The organism is Streptomyces sp. NPDC048277 (genome assembly GCF_040652235.1).
Classification (GTDB): Bacteria; Actinomycetota; Actinomycetes; order Streptomycetales; family Streptomycetaceae; genus Streptomyces.
On record NZ_JBEZLQ010000023.1, the window covers coordinates 97,125 to 110,940 of the forward strand.

Below are 13,816 nucleotides of genomic sequence, written 5' to 3' on the forward strand. Positions count from 1 at the left end.
CTGAGTGTTTCGATTGGCCCCTGAGCGGCCTACGCGGCCGGTGCGCGCGTTTCAGGTGGCTGGCAGGGTGGGCCGGGACACGATGGCTGGAACCTGGTCACGAGTGTTGGAACCAGTGACTGCGCGCCTCGGGGCCAGAGCTCACGGGCCGGCTTCGGCTGTACGTCGATGAGGCGGTGCGGAGGAACTGCGCAGGTCCGCCGTGGCAGCGCCCACGGCGACGACGACACCGAGGCAAAGCAGGCCACCGCTGACGAGGACCACTGCCCCCGAGGTGGCATCTGCGACGAAACCGCCGCGCATGTTGCCGATGTCGGGTCCCGCTTGCCCGACGATCTGTTCAGCAGCACCGACACGGCCGAGTAGTTCGTGTGGGGTGTGCATCTGGACGACAGTGCTCCGGGAGACGACGGAGACGGTGTCGGCGGCGCCGGCTATGACGAGGAACGCCAAACCGCCCCAGGGGTTCCGCGACAGTCCGAACAGCGTCAACGATGCGCCCCAGGCGGCGGATCCGCCGAGCATGACCAGGCCGGGGCGGGGCAACCGTGTGAAGGTTCCGGACAACAGCGATGCTGCGACGCCACCGACGGCGATGGCCGTGAGGAACAGTCCGAGCGTGCGGGGGCTGCCGCCGAATCGTTCGGTGTTGACCAAGGGGAACAGGCTGATGGGCATCGACAGCACGGTGGTGGCCAGGTCGGTGAGCAAGGCCCCGCGAATGACGGGGGAGCGCGCCAGGAAGGCCAGACCGTCCAGCACTCCGCGCAGGCCGGGCCGTGCGGGCTCATCTCCGGGGTCCATCGGCGGCAAGCCGAACGCACCGTAGAGCGCGGCGATGAAGGTCAGGGCGTCGATCAGGTAGCAGGCGCCGACTCCCAGCTCGCCCACGATCAATCCGCTCAGTGCGGGACCGAGCAGCATGGCTCCCTGGAAGGCGACGCGTCGCAGCGCCAGCCCCGCGGCCAGTTGGTGCTTGGGCAGGAGGTGCGGAATGAAGGTGCGCGAGGCGGGGCCGCTGCCCGCGCCGAAGCAGGACTGGAGGGCGACCAGTCCCAGCACGCCGACGGCAGGAACGTGCCCGAGGAAGCCCTGGAGCGCGAGGAGGAGCGAACACGCGGCCTGTCCGCTGATCGTGAGCAGGTAGACCTTCCGGCGGTCCACCCGGTCCACGAGCGACCCGGCGAACAGCCCCAGCGCGACGAGCGGAACCGCCTGGGCCAGCCCGACGGCACCCGTCCACGTGGGGCTCTCCGTCATCCGCCAGACCTGGAACATCACAGCGACGAGCGTCATCTGGCCGCCGAAACCGGACATGGTCTGGCCGAGCCACAACCGCCGGAACGGTGGTGACGACCGTAACGGAGTCACGTCCATCAGCGTGCGCTTCAGCCCCACGCCGGATCCTCCGCCAGCTTCTCGGCGATCCGGTCATGGAAGCTCTTGCGCTCCAGAGCCCGCTCGATATCGGTGACGACCCGGGAGAGCGGGTAGGGAACCTCGGCTTCCAGGTCGGCGACGGCAGCCTCGGTGGCCCGCCATTCAGCCGCCAGACGGTCGACGACGCGACGAGCCTTGTCGGTGAGCATCACCTTCTTGGTGCGCGCGTCGTCGCCCACGACGGCCTGGACCCAGCCGGCCTTGCGCATCGCCGCGACTTTCTGGCTGAGCGCCGAATGCGTGCGCTGAACCGACTCGGCCAGTTCCGCGATGGTCATGGGACCGCGGGCGTGGAGCCGGAGCAACTCCATGACGAAACTGGGCTTGAGCCCGTCGATCTGCCGCTCGGAGTAGATCTGGGCGATGTCGGCGTCCATCGACGCCTGGAGCAGGCGCAGGGGGCGCCAGAGGCTCTGCCGCGTCGGGTCGAGTGCGTCGAGTGCATCGGGGTCGGCCATGAGACGCATCGTAACAGCGCTTATATAAGCGCTGTTGCTTTTGATTGTGTCAGCGCCAGGCCATCAAGTCTGTCGACGACATATGCGGCGAGGTCAGTGCGCCTGTCCGGAGGGCATGCGGTGAGGCTCGGCCACAACGGCCCACCCGCCGTGGCCACCAGCCCACCCGCGGCCCCGCGTAGCGCTCGTTTGGGTGCGGCTCGTCCGCAGAGAGCGGATGATGCCGTGCGCCGTTGCCGTTCATGGTCGGACTGCGGATCGTCGTGTCCCAGGGCGTCGTCTTCGAGGCAGCGATGGTGTCGTGATGGGAGGAGCTCGATCGGCGGAAGGCTGTCGCATGGGAGGAGATCGGCGGACTGCGGGACCGGATCGAGGAGTTGACCAGGCGTCTCCCTGACCGGGAGGCAGCGCCGTTTCGGCCGGAGATCACGCGCGCGACGATGACCGAGATCTATCCCTTCGACCGAGCCACTTCTTTCCTCACTTGTCTCATCGATTCCCTCTCCCGTACCGAAGCACTGCCCCTGCCCCATGAACGGGTGGAGGAAGACGCCGAGAACAGGGCAAGGGAACTGAACTGTCGGCCCTGGCCGCCGACGGGTGGGCGGCGGAACGGTGGGTCAGGCCAGAGGCGGGCTGAGCGATGGCATCTTCGGCGATGCGGACTTGTCGTTGATCGGCACCTGGTGGCCGGACGGCTGTCTCTCGTAGCGCAGGCACCAACACCTGGCCCGTCAGTGTCATCAATCCCTTCGCCCCGGAAAGCACTGTCCGCACCGCGAGTCCGCGCCCGCAACCGTTTCGGGGCTTGTTGGCGACGGAGCGGGGCATACCGCGCCAATCGACTCTAGGCTGACCACCCATCGGTGGACGCGCCACGGTGGGGCGCCTCCACAGGCACAACAAGGGGGGACCGATGACAGCATTTGCTTTACCGGCCGGCCTACAAGGGGAACTGGAGGCGACGTTCGGGACCGGGCTCGCAGGCGTACGGGTGCATCTGCACGCGACGGCTCCCCCGGGCGGGCCGGTGGCCTGGACCCTGGGCGACGACATTCACCTGACGCCCGGTGCCTGGCAGCCCAGCTCGGCCTGGGGCCGACGGGTGCTGGGGCACGAGGTGGCACACGTGGTGCAGCAACGAGCGGGCCGGGTCGGGCCAGGATGTGACCGTGCGGCACTGGAGGCGGAGGCACACACTGCGGGCCGACGCTACGCCCGGGGGCTGCCGGTACGGCTACCCGACGGTCCCGGCGGTGCGAGGGCGGTGCCGACGCCCTCGGTCCAGGGGTGGAACCAGGTGACGCCGGGCCAGCGGGCAGCCGCGAGCGTGGTCGTGGGCGCCTCCGTCTGGTCGTCCCCGACGGCTACGCAGGACGCCTTCATCGGCCAGAACAACATCAATTACACCGCGGCCCCCGCCCCAGCCGATCCGCTGGTGTCGTTCCTCAACCCTGCCGGACAGCTCCGCCTGGTCTCGGCCGACCCGGCCGGGGTCACCTTGCGTGTGTCGGCGAACGGCCGGCTGGCGATCGAGGACTGTCAGCTCACAGCCCGCCAACCCAAGGTCTTCTACGCGACCCAGGGACTCATCGACGAGAGCAACGCCTGGCGGCGCGCACTGAAGGAGGCCGTCGAGCTGGTGCCCGACTCAGCGCTCGAGAACCAGACCATCACGGTGAACGGGCAGGTCCTGCGCCGGGTGACCGCCCGCCAAGCCGACTGGGGCGGGCGCGGAATCGCCGCGGTGGGTTCCCAGAACTGCAACGACATCGTCAACAGTGCCCTGGGCGCCGGCCAACTGGAGATCGCCGCGCCCGATGGCATCGGCGCACTGCCCGCACAGCTGCCGGAATTCGAGATCGCCCGCTTCCTCGTCAACCCGGCTCCATCAGCGGTCACCGGGGCAAATCTCAGTACCCAGCAAGCCGACGCCGCCCGGGTCATCGCCGTGGCATACGGCACCGCACTGCGCACCGGCACCTGGCGGATGGTCTCCGGGGTACCGGCCAACCGCAGGTTCGGAGTGAACCAGTACGTGCAGCCCGACGTCGGCGAGGCGTTCATGACCATGTCACTGCAGGACGTACCCCCCGGAAGTGATCTGGCGCACGCCGCACTCAGCACCGACCACAGCCGGATCGGAGCCCCGGTCCTGGACCTGACCTCGTTCTGGAGCGCCCACTACGCCAGCGTGGTCGCGCGGGACGGCAACGACGTGATCACGCTGGAGAACTACGCCCGTAACAGGGAGGGCGCGCCCAGCGACGACGCCCGAGCCCGGATCGGCCACTACTTCCAGATGTACGACACCGATGCCGCGGCCCCGCTCGGCCACACCTTCCACGGCTCCTGGACCTCGGCCGCGGTCCGCCCCGTCAACGCAGTCCTCGCGGACGACGCGGCAAAGCCGGCGGGCACCACGCACCGGCCGGTGCCCAACGGCGTGAAGACCTTCACCAACCCGCTGACCGTACGGACGAACCTGACCGGCCCGGGCTACTCCGTCCAACTGCCGGGCCTGTTCGCGAACCAGACCGACGACCAACTGCGCACCGCGTACACGGCGGCAACCGGCGCCGCGGCGGTCAGTCCGCTCACCCAGCTCAGGACCGTGGGCAAGGGCTGGCTCTACGCCCACCGACTGGAAGTACAGGACAAACGGGTACCAGTAGGTGACATCGACCCCTGGCTGAAGCTGTTGGGCATGATGAACGACCCGGCCTTCGGCACGGACCGCCGACTGCGCAGTTTCGTCAGCCACACCCTGGCGGCGTTCTCCGCCCTGCCCACGAAGTAACCAGGGTGCGGTTCTTGGCCCGTACAAACGGATGCCGTTGGTGATGCATGGGCGTTGGCCGGTCCGTCAAATGCAGGGTCTGTTCCGTAGCCGATGATGACGGCCGACGACCGTGATCGTCGAGATCTCATTGACGAGACCGCCAACTCCCCTGTGGCAATGCTGTTTCCGGGACTGAACGCTCCGGTGTCCCGCCCGATGCCCGGGACACCGACGGCGAAGGTGCACGGCTGTCATGCCCGGACCGTGACGAGCCTGCCGGTAGAGGGTCGCCGGGTCTTCGCGTGGCTGCGCATACGGCGGCTGGTCTGCCCGTTCTGCGCCCGCCCGGCAGGAGAGGTGGTCGCGCCTGGTGCCCCGCAGTACGGCTCTGCTTCTGCTGCCGCGCATGCCGGTGCCGCAGCAACCGGCTCCGCGGGTTACGCGCTTCTTCGACGGTGCCGTCAGCAATCGACCGTCGGGCCGTGAGAGCGCTTTCGTGCTGGAAATGGGCGGCGTCCTTCTCCTGGTAGCGGCAGGCCTCGTCGGCTGCGGCCCGTTGAACTGCGGACGAACCCAGCCGGTCGGCTTGGGCGCGGATGCCGGTGACGACGCGGGGGCCTGTCGCCAGCCAAGGTCCGGGCGGTCTTGACCCCGCCCCGCCCCAGGTCTCGGCATCCGGATCGGCCGCAGTGTGGGCGGGTGTTCCAGTTTTGGCCGCACCAACACTCCGCCCGGTCTGCTCGCCTGGTGCGATGATCATCCCCGTGTCTTCGCTGCCGCCATGGAGTGAGAGGACGAGAAGACGTGGATGTGTATGAAGCCGTGGACAGCCGAAGAGCCGTACGGGCATTCAGCGATGAGCCCGTGTCCAAAGACGTGCTCGAACGAGTGTTGGCCGCAGCGACGCGGGCTCCGTCGAGCGGGAACCTCCAGCCGTGGCATGCGTATGTCGTGACCGGCGAGCCCTTGGCCGAACTGAAGAGACGCGCGACAGCCAGGGCACGGGCCGGAGACCCGGGTGATGAGCGGGAGTATCCGATGTACCCGGCCGGACTGGCGTCACCGTATCTCGATCGGTTTTCCGCTGCGGCCGCCCAGCGGTACAAAGCGCTGGGAATCGAGCGCGACGACCCCGACAGGCCCGTGAAGATCGCCGCCTTGAACTCTGAGGCGTTCGGGGCGCCGGTCGTACTGTTCTGCTACCTCGACCGGACGATGGGACCCGGGCAGTGGGGAGACGCGGGGATGTACTTGCAGACGGTCATGCTGTTGCTGAGGGCGGAAGGGCTGCACAGCTGCCCCCAGGTGATGTGGACGATGTATCGCAAGACCGTCAGCCAGATAGTCGGAGCCGATGACAAGCTCGCACTGTTCTGCGGAGTCGCTGTGGGATTCGAGAAGGAAGGCGTGCCGCGGCTGCGTACCGCGCGGGCGGACATGGCTGAAACAGTGAGCTTCATCGGAACGTGACCCGCTGACCAGTGATTCTTGCTGCAGACGTCCGTCGGTCCCTGTCGATCCGCTCTCTCGGCAACGGGCGAAACGAGGTTCTGGATCACATTTGGTGCCGGGGCCACGGAGGGTCACCAGCTCGGCGATCATGAACGGTCGTGACCCACGACCTGCTCCAGGAACTCTGGCTCCACCAAACCACCGACGTCGCGGTCAGCGCCGTCACCATCAGCGCCAACCACATCACCGTCCACGCCGCCACGACCCGTCTCATGCCGCGTGGAGGACGCGTTTGCGTAGCAGGTCGAAGTGGGCGCGGCCGAACATCTGACGCTTGATCATCTTGATCTTGTTGTTGTGGCCCTCGACCGCGCCGGAGCTGTAGCGCAGGGTCAGCCCGGCGACGACGGCGTCGAGGTCCTGCAGGAGGCCGGTGGCGAAGCTCTGCAGCGCGGGGACCTGGTCCTGTTGGACACGGGTGATCCAGTCTTTGAGCTCGTGGCCTCGACGGTCGTTTATCAGCTCGGCGAATGCCCTGACGTGCGCGGAGGTGCGGGCGAGCACCGGGACGCGCGCGAGGATCTCCTTGAGCTGCAGAGCATCGTCGTCGGCCAGCTTCTCGGGGTGGCGGGTGATCCACCCGGTCACATCCCGGACGGAGGGCTTGCGGCGGGGTGGATCCTGGTGCGGGAATGTCTCCCGCAGCTGCCGCACGTAGACACGGACGATCTGCTCCTGGCCTGGGAACCCGCGCTGCCGGATCTCCTCGAACAGCCGCCGGGCGACGGTGAAGCCCTCGGAGTACCGCTGATTGAGGTAGGGCTTGTAGGGGTCGAGGACACTGGTGCGTCCGGTCCAGCGGCCGACCAGCAGTTCGTCCGGATCCGAGGCGTGGGCCAGGCGGCGGACGGTGCCGCGGGCCAGCCCCAGTTGCCGGCCGATGGCGCGCAGGCTGACATCCTCGCGGATCAGGGCGTGGACGGCTGCGTACTGCTCGCGCACGCGGTCCGACAGGCGCCCGGTCCGGCGGGGCTCAGCAGCGGTGACCGGCAGGGACACCGGTTGGGCGGGACCGGCGGGCGGCGGTGGTTCGGGCAGCAGGGCGCGGTGCTGGAGCACGGTCTTCTCGACGGCGTCGGCGAGGTTCTGCCAGAGGTGGAACCGGTCGGCGACGTGGATGGCGTCCGGGGCGCCGAGCCGCCCGGCCTCGGCATAAGAGGCGGAGCGGTCACGGCAGATGACCTTCACACCCGGATGGGCGGCCAGCCAGGAGCGGACGGTCTCGACGGTTCGGTCGGGCAGCAGGTCGATCGGTCGGCGGGTCTCGATGTCGACCAGGATGGTCGCGTAGACGTGCCCCTTGCGCAGGGCGAACTCGTCGATCCCCAGCACACGCGGCGTGGGTGGGGCTTGCTCAGGCAGCGCGCGTATGAGGCGGAGGAGCGTGGAGCGGCTGACCGGGACGGCGAACGCTTCGGCCAGGCGGGAGCCGGCCCGGCCGGCGAGCATCAGCCCGAGCCGCTGCAGCGCCGCCTGGAGCTGTTGGCTTCGCCGTCCGTACCGGAAGGTGACGCCCTCGACCTGTTCGACGAACGTCGCCCGCTCGCACGCTGGTTGACGGCACCGGAACCGGCGGACCCGTAACTCGACCACGACCCGGCGCTGGCCCGCGGCGCTGTCGTCGAGCCTCCGCACGTAGCTGCTGTGGACGCGACCCGAGGACGTTCCGCACGACGGACACTCCGCACCCGCCCTGGTCGTGGCGGCGTGGACGGTGATGTGGTTGGCGCTGATGGTGACGGCGCTGACCGCGACGTCGGTGGTTTGGTGGAGCCAGAGTTCCTGGAGCAGGTCGTGGGTCACGACCGTTCATGATCGCCGAGCTGGTGACCCTCCGTGGCCCCGGCACCAAATGTGATCCAGAACCCAAATTCAGCCGTTGCCGACACGCTCGTTGCGGGCTCGGGTTTGGGCGGGACGTAAGGAGTCGGTGCCGGTCTCGATGATGTTCTCGCCGTAGGCGAGACGGTCGACGACGGCTGCCCAGAGCCGGGGGTCGGAATCGTTTGTCGAGTTCCATGTATCCCAGCTCATCGATCGCGAGGAGATCGCGGCTTCGGTGCCCAGCGCGATCAACACGTGGGACTTGCCGGTTCCGGAGCCTCCCATGAGGCAGAGCGGAATCTCCTTCTTCACCCATTCACAGGAAGCGAGAGTGCCGATCACGGTGCAGTGGATTTTCAGGTTGGCGTCCAAATCGAATTGACGCAGGGACCATTCCCAGGGGAATAAGGCGGCTTCGGCTTTGCTCCGACGCTCGGAGCGCCGGCGGTCTGCTCGGTCAGGCCACGGTGACGTTTGACGGTCATGGCTCTTCTCCCTCGCCTTTGACTCAAGCCGTGATCACTTGGCCTTCGTGACAAGAACTGGGCGTGACGACGTTGTTCCTGACGGTTGACCTACCCGGGGCCGGAAAGAGCACGAGAGCTCGACAGCTGGCCAAGGAGCACAACGCGCTGTGGCTGATGCCGGATGAGTGGATGCTCCCGCTGTTCGGCGATCCGCAGCCGGCCGCTGACCAGGGTGCGGCAGCCGATGGCGGAGGCGGGCCACACGCCGGCGGCAGTGCTCCCGGAAGGTTCGGTGGGAGTGAGCGCAGGGCGAGGCTCGTACGTGCGCGGCCAGGCGTTGTCGTACCCCCGGTGTAGCGTCCAAGTCGGAGTCAGGCTCATGCTCTGCGGTTGACGGAGGCGCGCGGATGACGGGGACGACAGGCGAGGCCGTGGTGACGGTGTCCCGGCGCATCAAGGCTCCGGCGGAGGACATCTTCCGGATCCTGGCCGATCCCGGTCGGCACCCCGACCTCGACGGCTCCGGCATGTTACGTGGTGGCGACTTCGACGCCGTGGTCTCGGGCGTCGGGGATGTCTTCGTGATGCGGATGCACTACGAGCGCTACGGCGACTACGAGATGAACAACCACGTCGTCGAGTATGAGCCGGCCCGCCGCATCGGCTGGGAGCCGAGGCCCGGTCGCGGGCACCCGGACGCCACCGCGCCCGGCGCCGCGTGGGGCCACCGGTGGATCTTCGATCTGCTCCCGGACGGGGCCGAGGCGACGGTCGTGACCGAGATCTTCGACGGCTCGCGCATGCCGGAGGACAAACGCGCAGAGGTGGACAGCGGGCGCGCCTGGTGGCAGACGCAGATGGCTAGCACCCTGGAACGCCTCGCCGAACTGTGCACCGCCCGGTGAACGCCGAACTCGACGCCCTCAAGGGCGCCGTGGACCGCCAGCGCAACCACGTCGTCGGGATCCTCGAAGGGCTCTCGGAGGAGGATCTACGGCGGCCGGTGCTGCCCAGCGGCTGGAGCAGTCTGGCATTGCTGCGCCATCTCACCCTGGATGTCGAACACTTCTGGTTCCCCGGGGTGATCGCGGGCGAGCCGGATATGGCCGACCTGGCGGCTGCCCGACGTGCGGCACATCCTGATCCACGTGCTCACCGAAGTCGCTTATCACAGTGGTCACTTGGACGCTGTCCGCGAACTGATCGACGGCACCACCTGGCTCGGCGGCAACCCCTATGTCGGCCAGCTCTGTGACCGGATGAGGTTCGCCGGGGTCTTCAGGCGGCGGTGGCGAGGGAGCGTACGCCCCAGCGGATGCCTCCCTGGCTGCGAATACGGGCGCGTTCACGGCGCTGGACGTCGGGGTGGCGGGCGTCGTTGGCGTTGCGCCAGCGCAGGCAGGCCTGCAGGGCCTGGGGCTGCGCGGTGTAGTTGCGGTGATTGGGAGTTGGCGACGGTGAACTGCCAATTGACCTCAGCGCGGCCAGTGTGTTCGCAGCGCCCTTCTTCCTGCGGTTGACGCCCACAGGGTGTCATCACCGACCGACTAGCAGCCGTGGGAGTAGCGCACCCCGTGGTGCGGTAGTAGGTCGCGGGGTGCCGCTCAGGCCGATCCTGCTCGGCCCAGCATGATCAGGCCGCGGGACGGATCCCGAGCGGGCTCAGCCGCCACACCCCCAGCAGTCGGATCGGAGGACACGCCATGTCCAACCGCTCCGGCCACCTACCCGGTGAACCTTCCTGGGCAGAGTCCCCCGGCTCAATGACAGGCACCGTAGGTCGACCATCCTGCAGAGGAGGCGGACCGACGCAGCCTGCTGCTCCGCCTGCCGTGGGGCGCTCCCGGCTGAAGACTCCTCGCGACCGCGCGGGCCGGGACTACAGCTTCCAGCTGCGCAGCCGCTCAGCAACGTCCTGGACGCCGATGCGGGTGTCGCGGACTTTGCGGACAAGGTCGGACAGCGCACCGTACGGCGGATCGATGCCTTCACCCGCCTGCGCCATGTACTGGGCGGCGATGAACGCGGCGTACAGGCTGTTGCGGTGCGGGAGCGGCTCAAGGCGCACAATCGTGTGCAGTAGTGCCGCGGCCCGCCAGGCCGCGTCAGGGTCAGCAGCCGCAAGGGTGGGCAGGCGGGTCTTGTGGCGGGCGACGGCGGCGACCATCGCGGAGTAGTCCGAGACGGTCAGGTCGTCGTGGCCGAGCGCGTTCTCCTGGACATCCAGCAGCCAGGAGACATCGATGTACAGGGGCGGCATCAGGCTGCAGCAGCTCCGTCACCGCGCTCGGCGGACGGTACTTCGTCGGGGAAAGCCTCGTCGAACTCGCCGCGCAGCCGCTCAGCCCAGTCGGCCGCGCCGGCGACGAACTGCTTGCGCTGCATCTCGCGGATTCCGAGGTCGTGCAGGTACTGCTTGAGGCTCTTGCCCTCGGCAGCGGCCGCAGCCCGGACACCCTCGAGTTCTTCTTCGGTGAAGGACACGTTCAGGGATGGCATGCAGTGATGGTACCTACTAGGTGCCATGCGCGTGAAGCGGGGCAGCCGGACCCTTGCTCCCGGGAGCCCGACCGAGCGCGTTCGTCGCGAGTTTCTGGGCATGTCTCTGTTGCCTCCGCCGACGGCAGACGTGCCCCGTCCTGACAGGAAACGCGTGCGTCAAAACACCCCTTCTCTCTCCCCTCCGGCCAGGCGGACCAGGGCGTTGGTGCTCCCGTGGTCGGCGGCCTGCCGGGCCAAGCTCTCGTGACAGCAGGAGAGGAGGGCTCGGACCTTGATCGGGCCCGTCTCACCCTGATCGCGCTGCCGAAGTCGCGGCGCCGGATGTGAGCCTGGGCGAGATCAAGGCCTACGGTCGCGCCTGCCCAGTCCTGCACCTCGGGGCGGACTGTGACAGGGTTGGCCGCGTGGACTGCGCCTTCTGCCGGCTCATCCGTGACGGCACCGCACGCTGGGTGGTCCGCGAGGCTGAGAGCTGTGCCTTCATCCCGGTGAACCCGCTCGCGCCGGGGCACACCCTGGTTGTCCCCACCAGCCACTTCACGGACGTGTTCGACACCCCGCCCGATGTCCTGACCGCGTCGATGACACTGGTCCAGCGTGTGGCAGCAGCCATGCGCACTGCCCTGGGCGCCTCGGGCGTCAACATCCTGAGCGCCAGCGGACCGGGATCGGAACAGTCCGTTCCCCACCTACACTTCCACGTCGTTCCTCGGTGGGTGGACGACGGGATCTCGACATGGCCGACCGGGCAGTCCCGCCGCCGCCCCACCGGCGATCCAGGCACGCAACTGGCCGCCGCAGGCCACGGTCGTCTTCTCATCCGTCCATGACCTGCACTGGACGGGCCAGAGCGTCATCACGCCAGCGATCGACGCTAGCGGCACCGCCGACTACGGATCAGTCGACTCTCTGACCAGGGTCGGCGACAGCTACAGGATCCTGGGCGACTGGGGCGAGATCAACCTGCAGTCGGACGCCCCTTCACTGTCCATCGATCCGCCCCTAACCCTTGATCAAAGCGAAACCTCCTAGGTGGCACTGACCCAGGTGCCGCTGAAGTAGTTGAAGGTGTTGGAGTAGCCGGTGAGAGGGACGCTGTAGGTGAAGGTGTGCAGATCGCTGACGGAGTCCAGAGCCCGGCCGTCTCGGGTAATGATCAGCGGGACCGGGCTGAACGAGGTAGCCAGCTGATCGTTGAACAGCACATTGGCGAGCGTGGCGGTGCCGAAATTCGTCAGCGGCAGGGCGCCGGCTGAGATCATGGCTTCGGCGCTGTGCGGCGTGCCGGAGAGCGGTTGGGTCGTACTGACGGTCCAGTTCGCGCTGCTGTCCTCAAGTTGGAGAGTACAAGTGGTGCTGCTGCAGGAGACTGACGCCACCATCACGTCGTGTGCGCTGATCGCGTTCCCGAAAGAAACAAGGTCCGACGAGCCCGGGGGCCTGTACCAGCCGTAGCACACCGGGCTCCCGCCCGAACAGTCGCTGTCCGTGCCGACCCATGCGGCCGGGTCGCTGTCAAAGCCGCCCACGCCGACCCAGAACCTGGCGGCCGAATCCACAGAGGTGCAGCTGCCCGTCGGCTGGTTCCACTCGGCACTGGCTGCGTAGTAACTGGTGGTGGAGCTAATGGAGATGTACCCGGAGTCGGGAATGGCCACGGCGGCGTTGGCGCTGGTGGCCAGCGGCAGCGCTGCCGCGGCGGCGAGGCCGAGGGCGACGAGGAAGATGCGCAGGGTTCTTAACATGTTTGTGCTCCTTGGGCAGTGAGTGAGGGCGGTCCACGAGGTGTTGAGTGGTTCTGTCGTCGCGCGATGGTGTGGCACAGGCGGAATTTTCCGGTCCGCTTCCGGTGATCCGCCGGTGTGGCGGGATGAGCGAACGTAAGTCGTACCCGGACGACCTCTTGGCCGAGTATCCGGCCTTACTCCAACAGAGCCCCGAAACTGGCATGAGCTCACGAACCTCCCACTCGTGAGTCCGACCTCCTCAATTCTTCGGGGTCAGCGCGCAGCAGACGGTCCGGGTCCGGATCAGCCCGTCGCGGAAGACCAAGGTGTCCACGCCGTGCTGAGCCCGATTGGTATGGGAGTCGGCGAACCCTCCCGGACGCCGTCCCGGCCGTGCCGGACGCCGTCCGGGGTGATGGCGGCGCCGGGGCCGTAGTTCGCGACGATCCCGTCGAGGTCTTCGGCGAGGAGCGTCTTGCCGTGGCTCTGGAAGATCTCCTGTGGAGTTCGGGAGCCGAGGTCATTCATGGGCGACACGTTCCCGTACTCGACGAGGAGCGGTGGCTTGTGACCCCGTACAGCAGAACATCGAGAGGGACAGGGACACCAGGAGGAAGTGCCGGACGAACCACCGGAAGAACTACCGGAACAAAACAGGAGCGCGGTCCGGGGCCCCACACTCCTGGTCGCGCGCCGCCGGGAAGCGGTACCGCGCCGACGGCTGTCGTGGGTGTTTCACAGGGCGACGTGAAAGTCGGTGTGACGGAGCGGAAGCCGGGAGCGGCGGTCGCGGCGCACGGGATCCGGCACAGGGTCGTGATCGTTTCGAGAGCCCGGTAGAGGCGCCTACTGGCAGCACCGGGACGACCCGAAAGGAGTCGTTCCAGTTCTTGGGGCAGGCCGGAGCGGTCGAGAAGAGCCGGTAGCCGGGTCGTCCCGCCAAGCGGCGGAGTGGTGGGTGCCCTGGCCGTGAGATGGTTGTTCGTGGTCAGCCCGCCGCGGGACCGTCCGATGGCATGGTCGTCCGGTCCGCCTGCTGGAGCCCCCCATTGTGGACCTGCCCGGACTGGCCCGCCGCAATCTCTAGCTCGGGCTGCTGGAACG

At 68.0% G+C, this 13,816-nt stretch carries 11 protein-coding genes and 4 pseudogenes; 6 read left to right on the top strand and 9 right to left on the bottom strand.

All coding sequences use genetic code 11. The features are described 5' to 3' along the window. Positions 1-141: 141 nt before the first annotated feature. Complete coding sequence (locus AB0D85_RS37945; protein ID WP_362330738.1) at positions 142-1,398, bottom strand: MFS transporter; 1,257 nt, start codon at positions 1,396-1,398, stop codon at positions 142-144. Then, positions 1,389-1,898: a winged helix DNA-binding protein gene (locus AB0D85_RS37950; protein ID WP_362330741.1), complete on the bottom strand. Its 510-nt coding sequence runs from the start codon at positions 1,896-1,898 to the stop codon at positions 1,389-1,391. Before AB0D85_RS37950 ends, AB0D85_RS37945 begins: the two co-directional genes overlap by 10 nt. Before the next feature lie 916 nt (positions 1,899-2,814). Here AB0D85_RS37950 and AB0D85_RS37955 point away from each other — a divergent pair. Continuing rightward, positions 2,815-4,698 carry a DUF4157 domain-containing protein gene (locus tag AB0D85_RS37955; RefSeq protein WP_362330744.1) on the top strand — a complete coding sequence of 628 codons (1,884 nt, stop codon included), beginning with the start codon at positions 2,815-2,817 and terminating at the stop codon, positions 4,696-4,698. 786 nt (positions 4,699-5,484) lie between these two features. Further along, positions 5,485-6,150 (top strand): nitroreductase, encoded by a 666-nt coding sequence (locus AB0D85_RS37960; protein ID WP_362330748.1) that lies wholly within the window; start codon positions 5,485-5,487, stop codon positions 6,148-6,150. A gap of 252 nt (positions 6,151-6,402) precedes the next feature. On the opposite strand, the gene AB0D85_RS37965 is transcribed toward AB0D85_RS37960, so the two are convergent. After that, a complete protein-coding gene (locus AB0D85_RS37965; protein ID WP_362330751.1) occupies positions 6,403-7,995 on the bottom strand; it encodes an ISL3 family transposase in 1,593 nt (530 codons plus the stop codon). Positions 7,996-8,064: 69 nt separating this feature from the next. After that, positions 8,065-8,475, bottom strand: a pseudogene (locus tag AB0D85_RS37970) (ATP-binding protein); the annotation flags it as partial. An 89-nt stretch (positions 8,476-8,564) separates the two neighbouring features. Here AB0D85_RS37970 and AB0D85_RS37975 point away from each other — a divergent pair. The 3 genes and pseudogenes from AB0D85_RS37975 to AB0D85_RS37985 form a co-directional block, all read left to right on the top strand. After that, positions 8,565-8,699, top strand: a pseudogene (locus tag AB0D85_RS37975) (ATP-binding protein); the annotation flags it as partial. Positions 8,700-8,890: 191 nt separating this feature from the next. Beyond that, on the top strand, positions 8,891-9,388 hold the full coding sequence (locus AB0D85_RS37980; protein ID WP_362330755.1) for an SRPBCC family protein: 498 nt from the start codon (positions 8,891-8,893) through the stop codon (positions 9,386-9,388). Next, a pseudogene (locus AB0D85_RS37985) lies at positions 9,385-9,727 on the top strand (DUF664 domain-containing protein); the annotation flags it as partial. The gene AB0D85_RS37980 and the pseudogene AB0D85_RS37985, both read left to right, overlap by 4 nt. A 34-nt stretch (positions 9,728-9,761) precedes the next feature. Here the strand turns inward: AB0D85_RS37985 and AB0D85_RS37990 are convergent. The 3 genes and pseudogenes from AB0D85_RS37990 to AB0D85_RS38000 all read right to left on the bottom strand — a co-directional run. After that, positions 9,762-10,143: pseudogene (locus AB0D85_RS37990) on the bottom strand (IS630 family transposase); the annotation flags it as partial. Between the two features lie 219 nt (positions 10,144-10,362). Further along, entirely contained in the window at positions 10,363-10,743 is a 381-nt protein-coding gene (locus AB0D85_RS37995) for a toxin Doc (protein WP_362330758.1), read from the bottom strand. Then, positions 10,743-10,982 carry a hypothetical protein gene (locus AB0D85_RS38000; RefSeq protein WP_362330761.1) on the bottom strand — a complete coding sequence of 80 codons (240 nt, stop codon included), beginning with the start codon at positions 10,980-10,982 and terminating at the stop codon, positions 10,743-10,745. Before AB0D85_RS38000 ends, AB0D85_RS37995 begins: the two co-directional genes overlap by 1 nt. Before the next feature lie 407 nt (positions 10,983-11,389). Here AB0D85_RS38000 and AB0D85_RS38005 point away from each other — a divergent pair, with 407 nt between their 5' ends. Continuing rightward, complete coding sequence (locus tag AB0D85_RS38005; protein WP_362330764.1) at positions 11,390-11,815, top strand: HIT domain-containing protein; 426 nt, start codon at positions 11,390-11,392, stop codon at positions 11,813-11,815. A 198-nt stretch (positions 11,816-12,013) separates the two neighbouring features. On the opposite strand, the gene AB0D85_RS38010 is transcribed toward AB0D85_RS38005, so the two are convergent. Together AB0D85_RS38010 and AB0D85_RS38015 are read right to left on the bottom strand one after the other, a co-directional pair. After that, positions 12,014-12,730: a G1 family glutamic endopeptidase gene (locus AB0D85_RS38010; RefSeq protein WP_362330767.1), complete on the bottom strand. Its 717-nt coding sequence runs from the start codon at positions 12,728-12,730 to the stop codon at positions 12,014-12,016. A 285-nt stretch (positions 12,731-13,015) separates the two neighbouring features. Continuing rightward, positions 13,016-13,240: a hypothetical protein gene (locus AB0D85_RS38015; RefSeq protein ID WP_362330770.1), complete on the bottom strand. Its 225-nt coding sequence runs from the start codon at positions 13,238-13,240 to the stop codon at positions 13,016-13,018. Positions 13,241-13,816 lie beyond the last annotated feature (576 nt).